Origin of the sequence: Serratia sp. CY47444 (genome assembly GCF_052168635.1) — a bacterium.
In the GTDB taxonomy this organism is placed as follows: Bacteria; Pseudomonadota; Gammaproteobacteria; order Enterobacterales; family Enterobacteriaceae; genus Serratia; species Serratia bockelmannii.
In genome coordinates, this window is the sequence record NZ_JBJNMH010000006.1 from 93252 (window position 1) to 114518 (window position 21267).

Here is a 21267-nt window from a genome sequence, read left to right on the forward strand (position 1 = left end):
CCGCGGAATAGCGGGCTCCGCTGAACATGGACGCGGTACGCCGCGCCCCGACAATCTACCCTTACGGCTGCCCGCCGTGCGTCAACCCGAGACGCGAAACGCGGGCTACAAGCGTTGATAAAGCGATAAATACTCTTTCGCCGCCACCGGCCAGCCGAAGTCCACGCTCATGGCGTGACGCTGAACGTGGCGCCAGTGTTTCGGCCGGCTCCACAGCACCATGGCGCGGCGGATGGCGTTGCCCAGCGCGACGGCGTCGCAATCGTCGAACACAAATCCGCTGGCGGTGCCGTCGGCCAGGTTCTCTAGGGCGCAGTCCACCACCGTGTCCGCCAGCCCGCCGGTACGGCGCACCAGCGGCAGCGTGCCGTATTTCAGGCCGTAGAGCTGCGTCAGGCCGCAGGGCTCGAAGCGGCTCGGCACCAGAATGACGTCGGCGCCGCCGATGATGCGGTGGGAGAAGGATTCGTGATAACCGATCTGCACGCCGACCTGCTCAGGGTAGTCGGCGGCGGCGGCCAGAAACGCCTGCTGCAGCACCGCGTCGCCGGCGCCCAGCAGCGCCAACTGCCCGCCCTGCGCCAGCAATTCGGGCAACGCCTGCAGCACCAGATCGAGGCCTTTCTGGCTGGTCAATCGGCTCACCACCGCGAACACCGGCAGCGATTCGTCCACCTTCAGCCCCATGGCCTTTTGCAGATGCAGCTTGTTTTTGACCTTGCTTTTCAGATCGTCGGCGTCATAGCGGGCGCTCAGCCGCGGGTCGTGGGCCGGATCCCAAATCTTGTCGTCCACGCCGTTGAGGATGCCGCTCAGCCTGCCCTGCCGCTGCCGCTCCTGCAGCAGCCCCTCCATGCCGTAGCCGAACTCCGGCCGGGTGATCTCGCGCGCATAGGTCGGGCTGACGGCGGTCACGTGGTCGGCATAAAACAACCCGGCCTTGAGGAACGACATCTGGCCGTAGAACTCCAGGCCATAGACGCTGTAAAACGACGCCGGCAGCCACAGCTCGGTCACGTGATGGGCGGAGAACAGCCCCTGGTAGGCCAGGTTGTGCACCGTGAACACCGAACGCGCCGGGTGGCCGTTGGCGGCCAGATAGGCGCAGCTGAGACCGGCGTGCCAGTCGTGGGCGTGCACCAGCTGCGGGCGCCAGTAGCGATCCAGCCCCTTGGCCAGCTCGCAGGCCATCCAGCCCAGCAGCGCAAAGCGCCGGTGGTTGTCGGGGTAGGCGTACATGGACTGATCGTGGTACGGGCTGCCCGGCCGGTCATACAGCCAGGGCGCATCGATCAGGTAAATGCCCACGCCATGATAGGTGCCGTAACGCAGGCCCACCCGGCCGGCGAACGAATCGATTTCCGCCACCAGCACGGTGTCCGGAATGCCGTTGCGTACGTCAGGGAAAGCGGGCAATAGCACCCGAACATCGGCGCCTTCGGCGATTTGCGCCGCCGGCAGTGCGCCAACCACGTCTGCGAGTCCGCCCGTTTTCAGCAGGGGGAACATTTCAGAACATACGTGTAAGACCTGCATTATCACTCCTGAAAGTCGGCCGAAGGCCTCTAGATAAGAAATAAAGCAGGCTTGCCGCTGTTATGTGTGCCGCGTTGCGCAAGCCATCGAACCGTTCATCGGGCGGCAGGCTATCGTTCTGCCGCCCACGTTAACTCACAATTTTGACAACATTTCGCGCGTCACCAGCACGATGCCGCCTTCCGAGCGATAGAAACGCTTGCTGTCCTCATCGGCGTTTTCCCCGATCACCATGCCCTCCGGAATATGGCAGGCGCGGTCGATGATGCAGCGCCGCAGGCGGCAGGAACGGCCGACGTTCACGTCCGGCAACAATACGGTAGAGTCGATGGTGCAAAACGAGTTCACTCGCACGCGCGGGAACAGCACCGAATGCACCACCACCGAGCCCGAGACGATACAGCCACCGGACACCAGCGAGTTCATGGTCATGCCGTGGCTGCCGGAGCGATCCTGCACGAACTTGGCCGGCGGCAGCGGCTCCATGTGGGTGCGGATCGGCCAGGCGCGGTCGTACATATCCAGCTCCGGCGTTACCGACGCCAGATCGAGGTTGGCGCGCCAGTAGGCGTCCAGCGTGCCCACGTCGCGCCAGTAAGGCGGCAAGTCGGGGTTGGACGTCACGCAGGATAAGGTAAACGGATGTGCCCACGCCGCCTGCTGCGCGGTGATTTTCGGGATCAGATCCTTGCCGAAGTCGTGGCTGGAGCCGGGGGTCGACATATCCTCCTCCAATAGCTGGAACAGGTAGGCGGCATTAAAAATATAGATGCCCATGCTGGCCAGCGACATATCCGGGTTGCCCGGCATCGCCGGCGGATCGGTGGGTTTTTCCAGAAACTCGATGATGCGATCGCTTTCATCCACCTTCATCACGCCGAATTCACCGGCCTCGCTGCGCGGCACCGGCAGGCAAGCCACAGTGCACTGAGCGCCCTTCTCGACGTGGTCGATCAGCATGCGCGAATAATCCATCTTGTAGATGTGATCGCCCGCCAGGATCACCACGTATTCGGCCTCGTAGCGGCGGATGATATCCAGGTTCTGGTACACCGCGTCGGCGGTGCCCTTGTACCAATGCTCGGTGCTGAGGCGCTGCTGGGCCGGCAGCAGATCGACGAACTCATTCATCTCCTCGTTGAGGAACGACCAGCCGCGCTGAATGTGCTGCACCAGCGTGTGCGACTGGTATTGGGTGATCACGCCGATGCGGCGGATGCCGGAGTTCAGGCAGTTCGACAGGGCGAAATCGATGATGCGGAACTTGCCGCCAAAGTGGACGGCGGGCTTGGCGCGGGTGGAGGTCAAATCTTTCAGGCGCGAGCCGCGGCCGCCGGCCAGGATCAGCGCTACGGATTTAATCGGCAGCTGGCGCGCCAACATCAGGGGGTCTTTATTTTCAAACCTAACCATAGCGGACTCCTTTTATTATTTCCGTACCAGTACGCAAAGCGAGCGCGCGGCCTGGTGCCAGGCGGGCAATACCGCCCGTGAGTCTTCCTGAGTGAACGGGGCGACAATCTGCCAATCGCCTTCCGGCAACCTCATCTCCACCGCTTGCGGCGTGGCGTTGACCAGCAGCAGCCAGCGCTGCGACAGCAGGATCTGCATGCGCAGCTCGCCCTGTTCCCACTGCTGCGCGTCGAGCGCCTGCCCTTGCGCGTTCAGCCACTGCACGCTGCCGTCGTCCTGCTGCCACCAGCGGTCCTGTTGCAACGCGGGGATCTGGCGGCGCAGCGCGATCAGCGCCGCGACGTAATCGGTCAGCGCGTCGTCCGCCGTGGCCCAGTCGAGCCAGGTGGTGGCGTTGTCCTGACAATAGGCGTTGTTGTTCCCCTGCTGGCTGTGTCCCTGTTCATCGCCGGCCAGCAGCATCGGCGTTCCCTGGGACAGCAACAGCGTACCGAGCATCGCCCGCTGGCTGGCCCTGCGGCGTTGCACAATGGCGTCGTCGGCCACCAGGCCTTCGACGCCGTGGTTGTTGCTGAAATTGCGATCGCTGCCGTCGCGGTTGCCCTCGCCGTTGGGCTGATTGTGTTTCTCATTGAAGCTGACCACGTCTTGCAGGGTAAAACCATCATGGGCGGTCAGCATATTGACGGTGGCGTAAGGCGCTCGCCCGCGCTGGTTATACAGATCGCTGGAAGCGGCAAAACGCCGGGCGAACTGGCCGAGCGACACGCCGCTCTGCAGCCAGAAACGGCGCATGTCATCGCGGTAATGGTCGTTCCATTCGCCGAAGCGGCCGGGAAACGCCCCCACCTGATAGCCGCCGGGGCCAACGTCCCAGGGTTCAGCGATGAGCTTGCAGCGCGACAGCACATCGTCCGCCAGCATCGCCTGGAACAGCGGGGCATCGCGATCGAACTCCGGCGTGCGGCCGAGCACGCTGCCCAGATCGAAACGGAAGCCGTCGACGTGGCACTCCCGCACCCAAAAACGCAGGCAATCCATCACCCAGGCCACGCCTTGCGGTTGATCCAACCGCAGCGTGTTGCCGCAGCCGGTGTCGTTGACATAGTCCCCTTCGGGCGTCAGCCAGTAGTAGCTCAGGTTATCGATGCCGCTCAGCGACAGCATCGGCCCGTCCCTATCCAGCTCGGCGCTGTGGTTAAACACCACGTCCAGGATCACCTCGATGCCGGCTTGGTGCAGCGCCTTGACCGCATCGCGGAATTCGTTCAGCGGCGTGGCATCGGTGCTCAGGCTGGCGTAGCGGTTGTCCGGCGCATAGGGCGCCAGCACGTTATAGCCCCAATAGTTGATCAGCCCCAACCGCTGCAGGCGCGGTTCGGAGGTATGTTGCTGCACCGGCAGCAGTTCCAGCGCGGTGATGCCGAGGCGTTTGAAGTGGGCGATCATCGCCGGGTGCCCCAATGCGGCGAAGCTGCCGCGCAGCGCCGGCGGGATCTTCGGGTGCAGCAGCGTCAGGCCGCGCACGTGCGCTTCATAAATCACCGTCTGGCCCCAGGGCGTGGCAGGCGGGCGATCGTCCTGCCAGTCATACCGTTCGTCCACCACCACACATTTCGGCATTAGCTCTGCGCTGTCGTGCGGGTCCGGCTGCTCGTAACCGCCGTGCAGGTGCGGGTGGTCCCCCACCGGCCCTTCCACCGCGCGCGCGGCTGGATCGAGCGCCAGTTTGTTGGGGTTGAAACGCTGTCCGTTCGCCGGGTCAAACGGGCCGTAGACCCGGTAACCGTAACGTTGCCCCGGCCTTCCGCCCGGCAAATAGCCATGCCAGATATCGCCGCTGCGCGCCGGCAGCGGCAGGCGCACTTCGCGCTGCTGGCCGTCGAACAGGCACAGCTCCACCCGCTCGGCGTGCGCCGAGTACAGGGTAAAGTTGATGCCTTCGCCGTCGTAATGCGCGCCCAGCGGCGCAGCGAGGCCGGCTGTCAGCTCCGTCATGGCGCCTCCCGCAGCAGATAAATGGTCGCCAGCGGCGGCAGCGTCACGCAGATGGAAAAGTCGCGGCCGTGGCTGCCGACCGCTTCAGAAGAGACCCGCCCCTGATTGCCGGCGTTGCTGCCGTGATAGTGGTGCGAATCGGTATTGAGGATCTCGCGGTAGTCACCGGCGCGCGAGAGGCCGATGCGGTAGCGGTAGCGCGGCACCGGGGTAAAGTTGCTGATGGCGATCAGCTCATTGCCCTGCGAATCGTAGCGCGCGAAGGCGAACACCGAGTTATCGTGATCGTCGACCACCAGCCACTCGAAGCCGTCCGGCCGGTAGTCGCGCTCGTACAGCGGCGCCTGCTGCCGGTAGCAGTGGTTCAGATCGCGCACCAGCCGCTGCACGCCGTTATGCCAGTTATCCAACCCTTCCAATAAATGCCAGTCGAGGCTGGTATCGAAATTCCACTCGCGCCCCTGCGCGAATTCGCAGCCCATAAACAGCAGCTTTTTGCCCGGATGCGCCCACATAAACCCGTAATAGGCGCGCAGGTTGGCGAACTTTTGCCAGGCGTCGCCCGGCATGCGGTCGAGGACCGATTTTTTGCCGTGCACCACTTCATCGTGCGAGATAGGTAACACGAAGTTCTCGGTATAGGCATACAGCATGCCGAAGGTCATCTGGTTGTGGTGATATTTGCGGTGCACCGGATCGCACTTCATGTAATTGAGCGTGTCGTGCATCCAGCCGAGGTTCCATTTGTAGTGGAACCCCAGGCCGTTGGCGTCCGGCGGCAGAGTGACGCCGGGATAGTCGGTGGACTCCTCCGCCAGCGTCACCGCGCCCGGCTGCGCCTGGCCAATAGTTTGGTTGGTATAACGCAGGAAGGCGATGGCCTCCAGGTTCTCGTTGCCACCGTAGTAATTCGGCACCCACTCGCCGTCGGCGCGGCTGTAGTCGCGATAAATCATCGACGCCACCGCATCGACTCGCAGCGCATCGATACCGAAACGCTCCAGCCAATACAGCGCGTTGCCCGCCAGGTAGTTGCGCACCTCGTGACGGCCGTAGTTGTAGATCAGCGTATTCCAGTCCTGGTGGTAGCCCTCACGCGGATCGGCGTATTCGTACAGCGCGGTGCCGTCGAAATTCGCCAGGCCGTAGGCGTCGCTCGGGAAGTGCCCCGGCACCCAGTCAAGGATCACGTTGATGCCCGCCTCATGCGCCGCCGCCACGAACGCCCTGAAATCGGCCGGCGTGCCGAAGCGACGGGTCGGCGCATACAGCCCCAGCGGCTGATAGCCCCAGCTGCCGTCGAACGGGTGCTCGTTGATCGGCAACAGCTCGATATGGGTGAATCCCATGTCCTTCACATAGTCGATAAGCTGCACCGCCAGCTCGCCATAGCTAAGCCAGAAGTGATTATCGGTGTGGCGGCGCCATGAGCCAAGATGCACCTCGTAGATGGCGATCGGCTGGTCAAAATCGTTGGCGCGGCGGCGCGCCGGCGTCGACGGCACCCCCTCCGGCAGCGGCGCCACCAGCGAGGCGGTATCCGGGCGCATCTGCGCCTCAAAGGCGTAAGGATCGGCTTTCAGCTGGGTATTGCCGTAGCAATCGACGATTTCATATTTGTACAGCTGGCCGGCCCGCACGCCGGGCAGGAACAGCTCCCAAATGCCGTTCTCACGCCGCAGACGCATCGGATGGCGGCGGCCGTCCCAGAAGTTGAACTCCCCCACCACCGAGACGCGCTGGGCGTTGGGCGCCCAGACCGCAAAACTGACGCCGTCGATGCCATCCAGCGTAACGAGGTGGGCGCCCAGCCGTTCATAGGGACGCAAATGCGTGCCCTCGGCCAATAGCCAACTGTCGATATCCTGCAGCAGCGGGCCAAACCGGTAGGGATCGTCGACAGTCTGTTGGTGATCGCGCCAGCTGACCTGCAGCTGATAGCGGAAAGGATTTTTTCGCCGCGGCACCACGGCGCTGAAGAAACCGCGCGGATCGTCGCAGTTCAGCTGCACCAGCCGCCGGCCGGTTTGCTGTTCTACCAGCCAGACTGCGCCGGCGTCCGGCAGCAGCGCGCGCACCTGCAGACCGTTATCGGTCGCATGCATGCCAAGCAGAGCAAAAGGGTCGGCGTAATGGCCGGAGATGATCTGATCAATCACGTCACGATCGGGAAGTACAGGCATAGTCTTCTTCCTTAGATTAACAGCATGATCTAAGCACGGCTTGTTGGTTATTCCTTGGCCGTTTTGGTCATCATGCAATGCATTCGGACTCTAAAGCGTGATTGCGGTCGGTTATTGACCAATCTTTACTCTGCCGACCTGAATTTCGCTCTTTATGCTTATTTTTTGAAATATTTCAGTCATGGTGAAAAAGTGTTCACCCATGCGTTAAGCATAGCCAATGTCTGTTAAAAACTGCTCAGCATTGCTCAGGAAAATTCTTCATTAAGAAAACTGCCAGCCCGGCGGCGTCTGAATGCGGCGGCCGACGAGGCGATATGCGGGGTGGAGCCCAGTGAAACGAGGCTTGCGGTGACGTTGTCCGACGCGGTGCGCGGCGAACAAAAAGGCGGAAAATAAGGCTTTAGGGGGCTGAAATCAGCCAGCCCCCAGGAAGTGCGGGTTTACAACAGGATGCGCAGCATGCGGCGCAGCGGCTCGGCCGCACCCCACAGCAGCTGGTCGCCCACGGTGAACGCCGACAGGTACTCCGGCCCCATGTTCAGCTTGCGCAGACGGCCGACCGGCGTATTCAGCGTGCCGGTCACCGCCGCCGGCGTCAGTTCGCGCATGGTCAGCTCGCGGTCGTTCGGGATCACGCGCACCCAGTCGTTGTGCGTCGCCAGCATCTGCTCGATGTCTGGCAGCGACACGTCTTTTTTCAGCTTCAGGGTGAACGCCTGGCTGTGGCAGCGCAGCGCGCCGACGCGCACGCACAGGCCATCGACCGGGATCACGCTGCCGGTATTCAGAATCTTGTTGGTTTCCGCCTGGCCTTTCCACTCTTCACGGCTCTGGCCGTTGTCGAGCTGCTTGTCGATCCATGGGATCAGGCTGCCGGCCAGCGGCACGCCGAAGTTATCGGTCGGCAGTTTGCCGCTGCGGGTGGCTTCGGTCACCTTGCGCTCGATATCCAGAATGGCGGAAGCCGGGTCCTGTAGCTCTTTCGCCACGTCGGCGTGCAGCATACCCATTTGGGTCAACAGTTCGCGCATGTGGCGCGCGCCGCCGCCGGAGGCCGCCTGGTAGGTGGCGACCGACGCCCACTCCACCAGATCGTTGGCGAACAGGCCGCCGAGGGACATCAGCATCAGGCTGACGGTGCAGTTGCCGCCGACGAAGGTTTTGATGCCTTTGTCCAGGCCCTGCTGGATCACCGCGTGGTTGACCGGATCCAGGATGATAATGGCGTCGTCCTGCATGCGCAGCGACGAGGCCGCGTCGATCCAGTAACCCTGCCAACCGCTGGCGCGCAGCTTAGGATAGACTTCGTTGGTATAATCGCCGCCCTGACAGGTAATAATGATATCGAGCGCGCTCAGTGCGTCGATGTCATACGCATCCTGCAGCGTGCCTTGCTGGCCGCCGAAGGCCGGCGCGGCAGAACCGTGCTGCGAGGTGGAGAAAAAGACCGGGCGAATGGCGTCGAAATCGCGCTCTTCCGTCATGCGTTGCATGAGAACCGAGCCGACCATTCCGCGCCAACCGATGAAACCAACGTTTTTCATAATATCTGTATCCCGCCCGGATAAGGGCTTATGTAGGTGATAACGAGTTGTGTGCAATATCTCCTCACCTTACAAAATGTCGGCGCGGGCGCAAAGTGAATTTATTCGATGGCTGAGGATTTCTCAGCAATCCTTCTTATAGGCAAGGACGCGGCCGAAAAGGCCGAGGCGTTTTCCCGATCACGAGGTCACCATGACAGAGATGATTTCCGCTACGGTATTGCTGTTTTTAATTATGGATCCGCTGGGCAACCTGCCGATTTTCATGTCGGTGCTCAAGCACCTGGAACCGCGCCGCCGCCGGGTGGTGCTGATCCGCGAGCTGCTGATCGCCCTGCTGCTGATGCTGATCTTCCTGTTCGCCGGCGAGAAAATTCTGGCGTTCCTCAACCTGCGTACCGAAACCGTCTCCATTTCCGGCGGCATCATTCTGTTTCTGATCGCCATCAAGATGATTTTCCCCACGCAGGAGGGGAACAGCTCCGGGCTGTCCGCCGGCGAGGAGCCGTTCCTGGTGCCGCTGGCGATCCCGCTGGTGGCCGGGCCATCGATTCTGGCGGCGCTGATGCTGCTGTCGCACCAGTATCCGCATCAGCTGCCCCATCTGGTGGCAGCGCTGTTGATCGCCTGGGGTCTCTCTGCGGCCATTTTGCTGATGTCGAACCTGTTCCTGCGCCTGCTGGGCAGCAAAGGCGTCAGCGCGCTGGAGCGGTTGATGGGGCTGATTCTGGTGATGCTGTCGACCCAGATGTTCCTGGACGGCGTGCGGGCTTACATGAAGCTGTAGGCGCCTGGCGGCGCCGACAACGGCCCGCGCTCAGCGGGCGGTAACGCGGCGAATATAGGCGAGCGTATCGGCGACCACGCCGTCCAGCGGCTGGTTGATGTCAATCGCTTGCACATCCGGCTCCTGCTCGCCCGGCTCTTCCAACGTGGCGAACTGCGAAACCAGCATCTGCGGTTTGAAGAAGTGACCTTTGCGCTGCTTCAGGCGCTCCTCGATCACCGCCTTGTCGCCTTTCAGGTAGAGGAAATGCAGGTTGCTATTCCCTTCGCGCAGGCGGTCACGATAGCTTTTTTTCAACGCCGAGCAGACCAGCAGCGACACGGGATTGGTGCGTTGCATGGCGAAGATGGCGTCGTTCAAGGCCGCCAGCCACGGGGCGCGATCGTTGTCGTCCAGCGCGTGCCCGGCAGCCATTTTGTTGATGTTGGCGCGCGGATGCAGATAATCGCCGTCCAGCATGGCGGCCTCGGCCTCGTGGGCGACAGTGCTGGCTACGGCGGATTTGCCGCTGCCGGATACGCCCATCAGGATAAATACGTGATTCTGCGGATTGCTCATTGTGTCATGCCCCTATGGGAACTGGCGCAAGCGCGCCAAATGCGTCCCAACTGATAAAGATACTCTGGAACGCCGACGCCCCGCAGGGCGCCGGATAAAGATTATACGACCGTCGCCAGCAGCAGACAGCCCACCAGGCCGCACACCGAGATGATGGTTTCCAGCACCGACCAGGATTTGATGGTTTCCATGATGCTCAGGTTGAAATACTCCTTGAACAGCCAGAAGCCCGGATCGTTGACGTGCGAGAAGATGACGCTGCCGGAGCCGACCGCAATCACCATCAGCTCAGGGCTGACGCCGGTGGTGGCGATCAGCGGCGCGACGATGCCGCCGGCGGTGATTGCCGCCACGGTGGCGGAACCCAGCGCCAGACGCAGCGCGGCGGCGATTGACCAGGCCATCAGAATCGGCGAAACGTTGCTGCCCTCCATCAGGCCGGCGATGTACTGCTCGACGCCGCTGTCCACCAGCACCTGTTTAAAGGCGCCGCCACCGCCGATGATCAACAGCATCATCGCGATGATTTTAATCGAGTCGGTGATGGTGCCCATCACTTCATCCATGGTGCGGCCGCGGTTCAGGCCGAAGGTGAAGATGGCGATCAGGACGGCGATCAGGGTCGCCATCACCGGATCGCCGAAGAACTCGGCGAAGCGCAGCAGGCTGTGGCCCTTCGGCAGCACCATTTCAGCCACCGCGCGCAGCGCCATCAAGATCACCGGCACCAGCGACGTGGCGACGCTGACGCCAAAGCTCGGCATCTCCGCGTCGGTAAAGGTTTTCGGGTTGTACAGGCCTTCCGGCACCGGCTTGTCGATGCCTTTCAGGAAGCGGGCATAGACCGGGCCGGCCAGGATCACCGTCGGGATCGCCAGCAGCGTGCCGTACAACAGGGTTTTACCCATGTCGGCATGGAAGATGGTGGCGATGGCGGTCGGGCCTGGGTGCGGTGGCAGGAAGCCGTGGGTCACCGACAGCGCGGCGGCCATCGGCACGCCGACGTACAGCAGCGGAATGCGTGCGGAGGCGGCGATGGTGAACACCAGCGGCAGCAACAGCACGAAGCCCACTTCGTAGAACAGCGCGAAGCCGACGGTGAAGCCGGTCAGCACCACCGCCCATTGAATATGTTTTCTGCCGAACTTGTCGATCAGCGTGGTGGCGATGCGCTGTGCGCCGCCGCAGTCCGCCAGCAGCTTGCCGAGCATGGCGCCGAAGCCCATGATCAGCGCCAGGCTGCCCAGCGTACCGCCCACGCCGGCCTTGATGGAGCCGATGACCTTATCGACCGGCATACCCTGTGCAATCCCGACCGCCAGGGCAACCAGAACCAGAGAGATAAAGCCGTTCAGCTTGAAGCGGATCATCAGCAGCAGCAGCAGCGCTACGCCGCCTGCAACAATCACTAATGGCATAGTTTTTCTCCAACCTTTTATCGCGACTCTCTTTACGATAGGCGTAAAGCGTGCGGTTGTTTTATTTTTAGGCTCTTTCCCGGTGTTTAAGAAGAGCTGTAGGTGTTGTTGAGTCAGAGGTTCAGTCTTGCAGCAAGATGACCGCACACTCGTTGTTACCGGTATCATGATACCGGTAACAACATGAGCGCCGGAACCGGGTAAGCGGCTAAAATTCGCGTTCTGGGACAGAGATCAAACTTATGTCGGCAACGAGCGGCGGGCTTACAGGCGGGATAACCAGCGCGCCTCAGGGCGCGCTGCAAAAAGAAAGGGTGTTAAAACAGAACGTTAAAATGGCTCAGATACTGCCACCGGGGATCACGGTGAAACCGACGTCCACCATGCGTGGGCATACCGTTTCACCGCGCAGTCGGGCCAGCAAGCGCTCGGCGCCGATCTGCCCCATGCGTTCACGCGGCGTCAGCACGCTGGCCAGCTTCGGCACCATCACCTGGCCGATGTCATGGCCGTGGAAGCCGGCGATCGCCATGTCCTGCGGGATCGACAGCCCCTGCCGCTGGCACTCGAAGGCCGCGCCGATCGCCAGGTCATCGTTGGTGCAGAAGATACTGTCGATCTGCGGATAGTCGCGCTGCGCCACGCGCAGCAGTTCACCGCCGGCGGAATAGGAGGAAGATCGCGCGGTCATGATGCTGTACGGCTCCAGGCCGGATTCACGCATCGCCTGCTCATACCCCTGCTGCTTGATGATGGTACGTTCATCCTGACGGGCGCCGAAATAGACCACGTGACGGTGGCCGTGCGCGATGATCTGCTGGGTCATCTGGCGCGCCGCCTCGAAGTTGTTGAAGCCCACCGCCAGATCGATGCACGGCGAGACGCAGTCCATCAGCTCCACCACCGGAATGCCCGCCACCTCGATCATTTTCAGGGTGCGCGGCGTGTGATGGCGCTCAGACAGGATCAGGCCGTCGATATTGTAAGACAGCAGCGAGGTCAGACGCTCTTCTTCACGCTCCGGCAGGTAGCCATAGTGCGCCAGCATGGTCTGGTAGTTGTGCGCGTCGGTCACGCTTTCGATGCCGCGCAGCACTTCGGCGAACACCTGGTTGGTCAACGACGGCAACAGCACGCCAATCGCCCGGCTGGTGGCGTTGGAGAGGATGTCCGGCGCGCGGTTGGGGATGTAGCCCAGCTCATCCAGCGCGACGGCGATTTTTTGCTGCAGGGCGACGGAAACCTGGTCGGGATTGCGCAGATAACGGCTCACCGTCATCTTGGTCACGCCCACCTTGTCCGCCACATCCTGGAGTACCGGCCGTTTTTTCTTCATTATCAATGAACTGACTAACCGTGAATGGGCAGTCATTTTAGCAAAAAAAACGGCGGGCCGATATTGTCGGTTATGCGACGGCCAACGCAAAAAGGGCTCACATTGTGAGCCCTTCATACGCAGACAAAGGGGGAAAAAGCGTGGTTTCTCCCCCTTTGTGACGATCAGCCGAAAATCAATAAATTGATTTTCCTTGTTTTTATATGTTTTGCCGGCGTTAAGTCAGGCAACGTCGGCAGGCGAGTCACTCACCTCAAGGGCTCACACCGTGAGCCCTTGATATTTACCGCTTAATCACACCGGCGGCAGATCGAACAGCAGGATTTCGCTCTCTTCGTCGGCCTGGATCGTCAGCGCCGATTCATCCCACACCGCGAACGCGTCGCTGATGCCGGCGGTCTGGCCGTTGACCGAGACCTTGCCGCGCACCACCTGGATCCAAACGCGACGGCCGGCGGCGATCGGGCATTCCCCCTGCTCGCCTTTATTCAGCGCCCAACGCGACAGCGTCATATCCTGGAACACCTTCAGCGAGCCGTCACGCGCATCCGGCGACAGCACCAGCTGACGGCCCTGCGGCGCGTCGAACATGCGCTGCTCATAGCGTGGCTCAAGCCCGACCTGATCCGGGATGATCCAAATCTGGTACAGGTGCAATGGACGATCCTGATTGGCGTTGTACTCAGAATGACGCACCCCGGTGCCCGCACTCATGATCTGGAATTCACCGGCCTGGATCTGCTCCTTGTTGCCCATGCTGTCCTGATGTTCCACCGTGCCGCTCAGCACGTAGGTCAGGATTTCCATGTCTTTATGCGGGTGAGTACCGAAACCCTGCCCTGCATCGATCACATCTTCGTTGATCACCCGCAGCGCCGAGAATCCCATAAAGTTCGGATCGTAGTAATCGGCAAATGAGAAGGTGTGCCAGCTATCCAGCCAGCCATGATTGGCGTGGCCGCGGTCTTCCGCTTTACGTACATAAATCATATTCAACTCTCCTCAATGTTTTTTTACAGTCTAGTCCTGCCAGCAGAATAAGAAAGCGTAAAAAACTCATGCCTCTGTTCAAAAATTTCGATGGAATGAAACAGCGGATGGGCAGCGGATTTGTTGAAGGCGGAAACGGCTGAAAAAGGGCAAAAAAAAAGCCAGCACCCGAGCTGGCTAAGTAAACACTGGAAGCAATGTGAGCAATGTCGTGCCTTCGCAGCGAGAGTATCAAGGGTTGATGCCCTCCCCGGAACGCATCGCAATAATAATCATTATCATTCGCACCTGTAAAGCGTTTTTTTTGACCCGTTGAAATAATATTGACTCAAGGCAGTAAACGGATAAATTCAGAGGTTATTCAACCGGTAAGCAAAAGGAGCAGCGACATGAGCGAGATCGTGATACGCCACGTGGAAACAACGGATGCGCAAGCCCTGCATCATCTTTATTCGCAGACGCCCGTCTACCGCGATACGCTGCAGCTCCCGCTACCGTCCGTCGAGTCCTGGCAGAAGCGACTCGCCAATCCCGAACCGGGCACGCATAACCTGGCGGCCATCATCGACGGGCAGCTTGCCGGCCAGTTGGTTGTGATGCTGAATCAGCGCGTTCGCCGCCGCCACGTCGCCACCTTCGGCATCGGCGTCGATCCGCGCTACCACGGCAAAGGCGTCGGCAGCCGCCTGATGCAGGCGATGATCGACCTGTGTGACAACTGGGCGGCCATTGAGCGCATCGAACTGACGGTGTTCACCGACAACCCGGCGGCCATCGCGCTATACCGCAAATTCGGCTTCGAGATAGAGGGCACCAGCCGCGGCTATGCCATGCGCGACGGCGTGCTGGTCGACGCCTACCATATGGCGCGTCTGCGCTCCGGGCAGCCACGCGCAGATGCGTGATCTCATCCCCCCGCAGGGGCCGCTACGCCGGCCCCTTAACATCAACCGCCGAACCTTTTTACACGCGCTGGCCGGCCTGACCGCCGCCGTCGGCATATTCTCTCCTCTCACCCCATTAGGTGCCGCTATGCCAACTCCCGCCGCCGGGCGCCCAGGCGCTCGCAACCTGATTACCGATGTGCCGGGCCTGAAGGTCGGCGTGGCGCAGGACAGCCGGGTGCGCACCGGCGCGACGGTTATCCTGCCGGACAGCCCGGCGATTGCCGCCGTGGACGTGCGCGGCGGCGGCCCCGCCACACGGGAAACCGACGCGCTGGGTGAGGACAATTTGGTACAGACCGTCGATGCGCTGACGTTCAGCGGCGGCTCGGTTTACGGCCTGGCGGCGGCGGACGGCGTCGCGGCCTGGCTGGGGCAACAGGGCCGAGGCTACGCGCTGCGCCCGGCCCCCGGCGTGCCGGTCTCCCCTATCGTGCCCACCGCCTGCCTGTACGATCTGGCCAACGGCGGCGACAAAAACTGGCAGCTCACGCCGCCGTATCGCCAGTTGGGCATCGAGGCGGTCGGCAAAGCCGGCCTGGATTTTCCGCTGGGCACCGTCGGGGCCGGCTACGGCGCCATGACCGGCATGGGCAAGCTGAAAGGCGGCCTCGGTTCGGCGTCGATCGTGGCCACCAACGGCGCTACCGTCGGCGCGCTGGTGGCGGTCAACAGTTTGGGTGCGGTGGTCGCACCCGGCACCCGCGCCTTCTGGGCGACGCCTTATGAAATTAACGGTGAATTTGGCAACGGCGGCGCGGCGGCGCTGGCGCAACTGCATGCGCAGGGTGAAGACGGGATGGTGCAAGAGCCGCAGGGCGGCAGAAAGAACACCACCCTGGCCTGCATCGCCACCGACCTGGCGCTGACGCGAGTGGAGTTGAAACGGGTGGCCATCATGGCGCAAGACGGTATGGCGCGCGCTATTCGCCCGCTGCACAGCCCGTTTGACGGCGACGTGGTGTTCGCCCTGTCCACTGGGCAGCGCGAGGTACAGGGCAGCCGCGAACTGGCGGTGCTGCAAATCGGCGCGCTGGCGGCGGATACCCTCGCTCGGGCGATCGCCCGTGGCGTGCATGCCGCTACACCATGGCCAGGCAGCCAGGTCGCAACCTGGCAAACGCTCGGCGGCTAACGCGCCGCCATCAAAAAAGGGGCGCTGGCAGCGCCCCTCGATCTTTATTCACCCTTACCGCTTAAATACCGGCGGTTTCCCGAATATAGCGGCGCGCTTTCACCGCATACTCGAACGGGTTGGCCAGCGCCGGATCCTGCTCGGCCTCCACCACCATCCATCCCTTGTAACCGCGCTCGTCCAGCAGCTTGAACACCGGCCTGAAGTCGATCACGCCATCACCCGGCACGGTGAAGGTGCCCTTCTTCACGCCATCGAGGAAGCTCAGCTTGTTGGCCTTCACTTCCGCCACCACCTCATCGCGCACGTCCTTCAGATGGACGTGGTTGATGCGCGGCAGATACTTCTCCAGGATCGCCATCATCGCCTGCTGGCTGCCTTCCGAATAGTAGGCGTGCCCGGTATCGAACAACAGGTAAACGTCGTCGTTGACCATGCTCATGTAGCGATCGATTTCGGCGGTAGTCTGAATGCCAGTACCCATGTGGTGGTGCAGACACACCTGCATGCCTTTGCCGGCGGCGATCTTCGCCAGCTCGTTGTAACCGTCGGCCACGCGCTGCCACTCTTCATCGCTGAAATACGGCTTCTCTTCGAACACGCCTTTGGTGGTGCCCTGAATGCTCTTGCTCTGCTCGGAGCAGCCAATCACCCTGGCGCCCATGGCATGCAGGAAATTCATGTGGTTGATAAATTCATCGATGGTTTTGTCTTTTTGGCCGTCGGCGAAAAAGGTGCTGAACCAGGCGTTGCAGATCTGGATGCCACGAATATCCAGCATCGGTTTCAGCACCGCCGGATCGCGCGGGTATTTGCTGCCCACTTCGCTGCCGGTGAAACCGGCCAGCGCCATTTCGCTGACGCACTGCTGGAAGGTGTTTTCCTTGCCCAGATCGGGCATGTCGTCGTTGGTCCAGCCAATTGGCGCGATGGCCAATTTCACGTTGTCTTTATTCATGGTCTGCCTCGGTCCTTGGAGGGCCGCCGGTGCAAATGACGCAGGCGAGCCAAATAAGATTATTTGCCCAACAGCTCTCTTTCGATGCGCTCTCTGGTCGCCACCGCCTGGCTCGGCATCTTTTCCGGATAGCCGAACAGCGAGGTGCAGATGATCGATTCGCCGCCGGCCTTGAAGCTGCGGTTGGCAAATTCCATGTCGCGCAGCGTCTGGAACAGGGCGTCGAAATTCACCTCACCTTCGCCGATGCCGACGTGCTGATGCACCGCGGCGTCAACGCCCGGCGGATTGACGATATAACGGCAATGCTTGGTGTGATTCATGGTGTCGGCAATCAGCACGTGGGAAAGATCGTCCCCGGCGTACTGCAACATGCCGGCCACATCGCCCTGCCCCTTGTCGTAGTAGAAGGTGTGCGGCACGCTGTAGAGGTATTTGACGTGGTCGCTGCGCAGCGATTTCACCAGATCGGCGGTTTCGTTACTCAGCTCGCAGAAGTCCCACGGGTGCGACTGGATCTCCATACGGATACCTTCACGCTCAACGATCGGCAGCAGCTCCTCCATCGAGCGATACCACAGCTCCTCGCAGATCTCCGGCTCGTTGGGGTTGCCGGCCAGTTCGGTGTTGATCACCTGCACGCCCATTTCCACCGCGATCTCGATCATCCGTCGCCAGTTTTTGACTGCCGCCTGGCGGCGATCTTCGCCCGGCCCGGACCAGCGATACACCACGATAAATGAGGAGATCTCCACGCCGGTCGCTTTCAGGGCGTTTTTATACTCCGCCATGATTTCGCGGCTGGCCTTCGGATGCTTGTAAAACGGGTTGATCTGCGGGTGCGGCGACTGCTCGATGTATTTATAGCCCCAGTCCGCCACCTGCTGAACCATTTTGGTCACGCCCAAATCCCGGATAACGTCGACATCAAAAGCGATCTTCATGGTCACTCCTCTGCAATCATGGGTACGGGGTTCAAGCCGATGGCTTGTTGTAAAACGCCGGGCGCGCCGGCAGGGTCACCGGTACGATCTCACCGCTGAGCTGGGCCGCCACACAGGCGTCGGCGGTCACCGCGGCGGCGTAGCCGTCCCAGGCGGAAGGCCCGGTCAGCTGGCCCGCGGCCACGTCGTTGATGAACCCCTGCAGCTCGACGTCATAGGCGTCGATAAAGCGATCCTTCCAGTCGGTCAGGATTTCGGTCGACAGGCGGGCGCCGCTGCGCATCTGCACCGAGGACGGCTCCGGCAGTTTGGCAATGCCGGTTTCCCCCACCACTTCACACTGAATGTCGTAGCCGTACTGGCAGTTGACGAAAATTTCGACGTCGATGCGCGTGCCTTTGGCGGTTTCGAACAACACAATCTGCGGATCTTTCAGATGCGGGAACGCCTTCGGGCTCTTGCGTGGGAACACCACCTGCACCGACACATAGTCGTCGTCGAGCAGCCAGCGCAACACGTCGATTTCGTGGATCAGGGTGTCGGTGATCGCCATATCGGTGGTGTAAGCCTCGCCAACCGTCGGGTTGCGGTGCGCGCAGTGCAACATCAGCGGTTCGCCGATCTGGCCGCTGGTCAGCACCTGTTTCAGCGCGCGATAGCCCTGGTCATAGGGGCGCATAAAGCCGACCTGCACCAGCCGCTTGCCGTGCTTCGCTTCGGCATCGACGATGTTCTTGCAGCCCTGCGCGGTCACCGCCAGCGGCTTCTCGCAGAACACCGGTTTGCCGGCGGCGATGGCCGCAAGCACGAATTCTTCGTGGCTTGGCCCCCAGGAGGTGACCAGCACCGCCTGCACGTCGGCGGCCTTGATAAGATCGTGGCCGTTGTCATACACCCGCGCATCCAGCTGCAGATCGCTCACCACCTTGGCGGCGTTGTCGCGATTGATGTCGTTCACCGCCACGACGCGGGCGCCCTGCAAAACTTTGCTGCAGCGACGGATATGATCGCGGCCGATGGCGCCGGTGCCGATAACCCCAATGTTCAATGTCATTTTCGCTACCCTCTGGAAAGTGTGTTGTGTTCGAAAACGAATCAGTAATCGCGCGCCTTATCGATGTTTTCCTGCAGCTTGCGCGCCACTGCGACGATTTTCTCGCTGTCGGCCACCTGAGCGCCGCCCACGCGCCACCAGCTGAGATACTTGTGCACCATGGTCTTCGGCAGCACCTTGATGTCCAGCAGCGTGGACACGGTCTGCCTGCGGGAGTCGGCCAGCGCATCGAGCAGCTGCTGCTCGGTGGTGACGCGATAGGTTTTACAGCCGTAAGCCGCCGCCAGCATGGCGAAATCGACCGGCACCAGTTTGCCGTCGAGCTTGCCGCCCTCTGGATTGCGGAAGCGGAATTCGGTGGTGTAGCTGTCCATGCCGTGTTCCATCTGCAGGTTGTTGATGCAGCCGTTGGTCATGTTGTCGAACAGCACCACGTTGATCTTGCAACCTTCCTGAATCGAGGTGACCAGTTCGGAATGCAGCATCATGAAGGCGCCATCGCCCACCATCGCGTACACCTCACGCTGCGGCTCGGCCAGCTTGACCCCCAATGCGGCGTTCACCTCGTACCCCATGCAGGAGTAGCCGTATTCCACGTGATAACCGTGCTCGCCGCGGTTGTGCCACACCCGCTGCAGATCGCCCGGCAGGCTGCCAGCGGCGGCCACGATCACGCTGTCCGGCGGGAGCTCGCGGTTCAGCACCCCCAGCACCCGGCTTTGCGTCATCGCCGAGTCGGTCTGAGCGATAAATTCGGCGAACACCCGCTCGCGATCGAGGTGATCGTCGATCTCCGGCACAAAGCCTGCGCCGCTGTATTCCACCGCGTAAACCCGCTCGGTCTCTTCATGCTGGGCAGCGCGCGCCGCGGCGATGGCGTCGCCCCAGCCGGCGCGGTACTCGGTCTGCGTCAGCAGCGCGCCCAGTTCGCTCAGGGCCTCGCGGGCGTCCGCCAGCACCTGCACGCCGTCGAGCTTGCCGGCGTCGAAGGCGCTGACGTTGATATTGAGGAAGCTGACGTCCGGGTGTTGAAACAGCCATTTGGACGAGGTGGTGAAATCGGTGTAACGGGTGCCGACGCCAATCACCAGATCGGCCTGACGGGCCAGCGTGTTGGCCGCCAGGCAGCCGGTTTCGCCGATGCCGCCGAGGTTGAATTCATGATCGCTCGGCACCGCGCCTTTGCCGGCCTGGGTTTCGGCGAACGGAATGCCGAAGCGCTCGGCGAATTCGCGCAGCGCCCGCCCGGCCTGCGAGTACTTCACGCCGCCGCCGCACACCAGCAACGGTTTGCGTTTGGCCGTCAGCAGCGCCAAGGCGTCCGCCAACATGCCATCGGTCGCCGGGCGGCGATCGAGCCGGTGCACGCGTTTTTGGAAGAAATAGTCGGGATAGTCGTAGGCTTCCCCCTGCACGTCCTGCGGCAGACACAGCGTCACCGCGCCGGTATCCGCCGGATCGGTCAGCACGCGCATCGCGTTGATGCAGGCACTCATCAGCTGTTCCGGCCGCACGATGCGGTCCCAGTATTTGCTCACCGCGCGGAACGCGTCGTTGGTGCTGATGCTGAGATCGTAAGACTGTTCGATTTGCTGCAGCACCGGGTCCGGCTGGCGGGAAGCGTAAACGTCGCCCGGCAGCAGCAATAAAGGTATGCGGTTGGCGGTGGCGGTGGCGGCGGCGGTGATCATATTGGCGGCGCCGGGGCCGACCGATGAAGTGCAGGCGTAGATCTGCCGGCGCAGCTTCTGTTTGGCGAAGCCGATCGCCGCGTGGGCCATCCCCTGCTCATTGCGGCCCTGATGCACCCGCAGATCGCCGCTATCCTGTTCCAGCGCTTGCCCCAGCCCCAGCACGTTGCCGTGGCCGAAAATCGCGAAAATGCCCGCGACGAATTTGGTTTCCACCCCGTCGGCCAGCAGATACTGGTTATCGAGAAATCTGACGAGCGCCTGCGCCATGGTTAGCCTGATCTTGCCCATTTACTCACCCTTTAGATTGAGGGCCGCCCCGGAAAGGACTCGCGCCGAGCCGACAATCCCGTGTTTGTATTACGCGGCGGCAGCTATTATCTTGAGCAGGCGATGCCCGCTGCTCACGAAGTCGACAACCTGAAACGTGAAGCGATTATAAACAAATATATTTTTCATAAAATCACATTACAGAAGAAACATTTCATTTTGCGATAAAGATCGCATATTGCATGAAAAGCCCGTTTCATCTCGTGATTCAGCCTTCACGGGCTGCGCGCCGCGCACTGGCCGATTGAAGCCGTTACCACACGGGCTGACAGCCTTTTATCCTGATCTAATCCCTTTTTCTGCGCGCGCCCGGTCGCCGTCTTATGGCCGCTTCATCGGCTTTTCCCGTTCCCCTGCCGATGTTTTAAATGCATCACATTTTCGGGGTGTAAATTTCATTCTATATTGAAATTGAAATTTTCATTCCCCATACTGACCACATGCT

Annotated in this window: 16 protein-coding genes; 3 read left to right on the top strand and 13 right to left on the bottom strand. The window is 61.4% G+C overall.

Annotation, left to right across the window (positions count from 1 at the left end):
* Positions 1 to 105 precede the first annotated feature (105 nt).
* The 5 genes from glgA to asd all read right to left on the bottom strand — a co-directional run bounded on the left by glgA (position 106) and on the right by asd (position 8677).
* Positions 106 to 1536: a glycogen synthase GlgA gene (gene glgA / locus ACJ8IL_RS10870; protein WP_193402984.1), complete on the bottom strand. Its 1431-nt coding sequence runs from the start codon at positions 1534 to 1536 to the stop codon at positions 106 to 108.
* 135 nt (positions 1537 to 1671) lie between these two features.
* Complete coding sequence (gene glgC, locus ACJ8IL_RS10875) at positions 1672 to 2949, bottom strand: glucose-1-phosphate adenylyltransferase (protein WP_025304566.1); 1278 nt, start codon at positions 2947 to 2949, stop codon at positions 1672 to 1674.
* A gap of 15 nt (positions 2950 to 2964) precedes the next feature.
* On the bottom strand, positions 2965 to 4947 hold the full coding sequence (glgX, locus tag ACJ8IL_RS10880) for a glycogen debranching protein GlgX (protein ID WP_442516537.1): 1983 nt from the start codon (positions 4945 to 4947) through the stop codon (positions 2965 to 2967).
* Positions 4944 to 7130, bottom strand: a complete 2187-nt coding sequence (gene glgB, locus ACJ8IL_RS10885; RefSeq protein ID WP_025304568.1) for a 1,4-alpha-glucan branching enzyme — start codon at positions 7128 to 7130, stop codon at positions 4944 to 4946. Before glgB ends, glgX begins: the two co-directional genes overlap by 4 nt.
* 443 nt (positions 7131 to 7573) lie before the next feature.
* Positions 7574 to 8677, bottom strand: coding sequence for an aspartate-semialdehyde dehydrogenase (gene asd, locus ACJ8IL_RS10890; protein WP_049205578.1), 1104 nt, complete (start codon positions 8675 to 8677; stop codon positions 7574 to 7576).
* A gap of 193 nt (positions 8678 to 8870) precedes the next feature.
* Between asd and ACJ8IL_RS10895 the strand changes: the two genes are divergently transcribed.
* Entirely contained in the window at positions 8871 to 9464 is a 594-nt protein-coding gene (locus ACJ8IL_RS10895) for a YhgN family NAAT transporter (protein WP_004930825.1), read from the top strand.
* A 30-nt stretch (positions 9465 to 9494) separates the two neighbouring features.
* Here the strand turns inward: ACJ8IL_RS10895 and gntK are convergent, their stop codons facing one another.
* The 4 genes from gntK to ACJ8IL_RS10915 form a co-directional block, all read right to left on the bottom strand.
* Entirely contained in the window at positions 9495 to 10022 is a 528-nt protein-coding gene (gntK, locus tag ACJ8IL_RS10900; protein ID WP_016930399.1) for a gluconokinase, read from the bottom strand.
* A 101-nt stretch (positions 10023 to 10123) separates the two neighbouring features.
* Positions 10124 to 11440 carry a gluconate transporter gene (gene gntT / locus ACJ8IL_RS10905; protein ID WP_016930400.1) on the bottom strand — a complete coding sequence of 439 codons (1317 nt, stop codon included), beginning with the start codon at positions 11438 to 11440 and terminating at the stop codon, positions 10124 to 10126.
* A gap of 340 nt (positions 11441 to 11780) precedes the next feature.
* The gene (gntR, locus tag ACJ8IL_RS10910; RefSeq protein WP_025304569.1) at positions 11781 to 12776 is read right to left on the bottom strand and encodes a gluconate operon transcriptional repressor GntR; all 996 of its coding nucleotides are present in this window, start codon (positions 12774 to 12776) and stop codon (positions 11781 to 11783) included.
* Between the two features lie 294 nt (positions 12777 to 13070).
* Positions 13071 to 13766 (bottom strand): pirin family protein, encoded by a 696-nt coding sequence (locus tag ACJ8IL_RS10915; protein ID WP_004930835.1) that lies wholly within the window; start codon positions 13764 to 13766, stop codon positions 13071 to 13073.
* A gap of 389 nt (positions 13767 to 14155) precedes the next feature.
* On the opposite strand from ACJ8IL_RS10915, the gene ACJ8IL_RS10920 reads away from it, so the two are divergent.
* Both ACJ8IL_RS10920 and ACJ8IL_RS10925 read left to right on the top strand, forming a co-directional pair.
* Positions 14156 to 14671 (top strand): GNAT family N-acetyltransferase, encoded by a 516-nt coding sequence (locus tag ACJ8IL_RS10920; RefSeq protein WP_060435150.1) that lies wholly within the window; start codon positions 14156 to 14158, stop codon positions 14669 to 14671.
* The gene (locus ACJ8IL_RS10925) at positions 14664 to 15845 is read left to right on the top strand and encodes a P1 family peptidase (protein ID WP_148123804.1); all 1182 of its coding nucleotides are present in this window, start codon (positions 14664 to 14666) and stop codon (positions 15843 to 15845) included. The genes ACJ8IL_RS10920 and ACJ8IL_RS10925 overlap by 8 nt, the downstream gene beginning before the upstream one ends.
* A gap of 61 nt (positions 15846 to 15906) precedes the next feature.
* On the opposite strand, the gene iolE is transcribed toward ACJ8IL_RS10925, so the two are convergent.
* From iolE to iolD, 4 genes are read right to left on the bottom strand one after another with little or no spacing between them, the layout of a single operon-like run.
* Positions 15907 to 16803 carry a myo-inosose-2 dehydratase gene (iolE, locus tag ACJ8IL_RS10930; RefSeq protein ID WP_019455194.1) on the bottom strand — a complete coding sequence of 299 codons (897 nt, stop codon included), beginning with the start codon at positions 16801 to 16803 and terminating at the stop codon, positions 15907 to 15909.
* A 59-nt stretch (positions 16804 to 16862) separates the two neighbouring features.
* On the bottom strand, positions 16863 to 17747 hold the full coding sequence (locus tag ACJ8IL_RS10935) for a sugar phosphate isomerase/epimerase family protein (RefSeq protein WP_043138988.1): 885 nt from the start codon (positions 17745 to 17747) through the stop codon (positions 16863 to 16865).
* Between the two features lie 31 nt (positions 17748 to 17778).
* Positions 17779 to 18801: a Gfo/Idh/MocA family protein gene (locus tag ACJ8IL_RS10940; protein ID WP_025304575.1), complete on the bottom strand. Its 1023-nt coding sequence runs from the start codon at positions 18799 to 18801 to the stop codon at positions 17779 to 17781.
* Positions 18802 to 18842: 41 nt separating this feature from the next.
* The gene (iolD, locus tag ACJ8IL_RS10945; protein ID WP_442516538.1) at positions 18843 to 20783 is read right to left on the bottom strand and encodes a 3D-(3,5/4)-trihydroxycyclohexane-1,2-dione acylhydrolase (decyclizing); all 1941 of its coding nucleotides are present in this window, start codon (positions 20781 to 20783) and stop codon (positions 18843 to 18845) included.
* Positions 20784 to 21267: the final 484 nt, after the last annotated feature.

Bases quoted from the DNA above. Each gene is read 5' to 3' on its own strand.
- iolE (WP_019455194.1), bottom strand. From the start codon at position 16,803: ATGAATAAAGACAACGTGAAATTGGCCATCGCGCCAATTGGCTGGACC.
- glgX (WP_442516537.1), bottom strand. From the start codon at position 4,947: ATGACGGAGCTGACAGCCGGCCTCGCTGCGCCGCTGGGCGCGCATTAC.
- asd (WP_049205578.1), bottom strand. From the start codon at position 8,677: ATGAAAAACGTTGGTTTCATCGGTTGGCGCGGAATGGTCGGCTCGGTT.
- gntK (WP_016930399.1), bottom strand. From the start codon at position 10,022: ATGAGCAATCCGCAGAATCACGTATTTATCCTGATGGGCGTATCCGGC.
- gntR (WP_025304569.1), bottom strand. From the start codon at position 12,776: ATGAAGAAAAAACGGCCGGTACTCCAGGATGTGGCGGACAAGGTGGGC.
- ACJ8IL_RS10925 (WP_148123804.1), top strand. From the start codon at position 14,664: ATGCGTGATCTCATCCCCCCGCAGGGGCCGCTACGCCGGCCCCTTAAC.
- ACJ8IL_RS10940 (WP_025304575.1), bottom strand. From the start codon at position 18,801: ATGACATTGAACATTGGGGTTATCGGCACCGGCGCCATCGGCCGCGAT.
- glgC (WP_025304566.1), bottom strand. From the start codon at position 2,949: ATGGTTAGGTTTGAAAATAAAGACCCCCTGATGTTGGCGCGCCAGCTG.
- glgB (WP_025304568.1), bottom strand. From the start codon at position 7,130: ATGCCTGTACTTCCCGATCGTGACGTGATTGATCAGATCATCTCCGGC.
- ACJ8IL_RS10935 (WP_043138988.1), bottom strand. From the start codon at position 17,747: ATGAAGATCGCTTTTGATGTCGACGTTATCCGGGATTTGGGCGTGACC.
- glgA (WP_193402984.1), bottom strand. From the start codon at position 1,536: ATGCAGGTCTTACACGTATGTTCTGAAATGTTCCCCCTGCTGAAAACG.
- ACJ8IL_RS10895 (WP_004930825.1), top strand. From the start codon at position 8,871: ATGACAGAGATGATTTCCGCTACGGTATTGCTGTTTTTAATTATGGAT.
- gntT (WP_016930400.1), bottom strand. From the start codon at position 11,440: ATGCCATTAGTGATTGTTGCAGGCGGCGTAGCGCTGCTGCTGCTGCTG.
- ACJ8IL_RS10920 (WP_060435150.1), top strand. From the start codon at position 14,156: ATGAGCGAGATCGTGATACGCCACGTGGAAACAACGGATGCGCAAGCC.
- iolD (WP_442516538.1), bottom strand. From the start codon at position 20,783: ATGGGCAAGATCAGGCTAACCATGGCGCAGGCGCTCGTCAGATTTCTC.
- ACJ8IL_RS10915 (WP_004930835.1), bottom strand. From the start codon at position 13,766: ATGATTTATGTACGTAAAGCGGAAGACCGCGGCCACGCCAATCATGGC.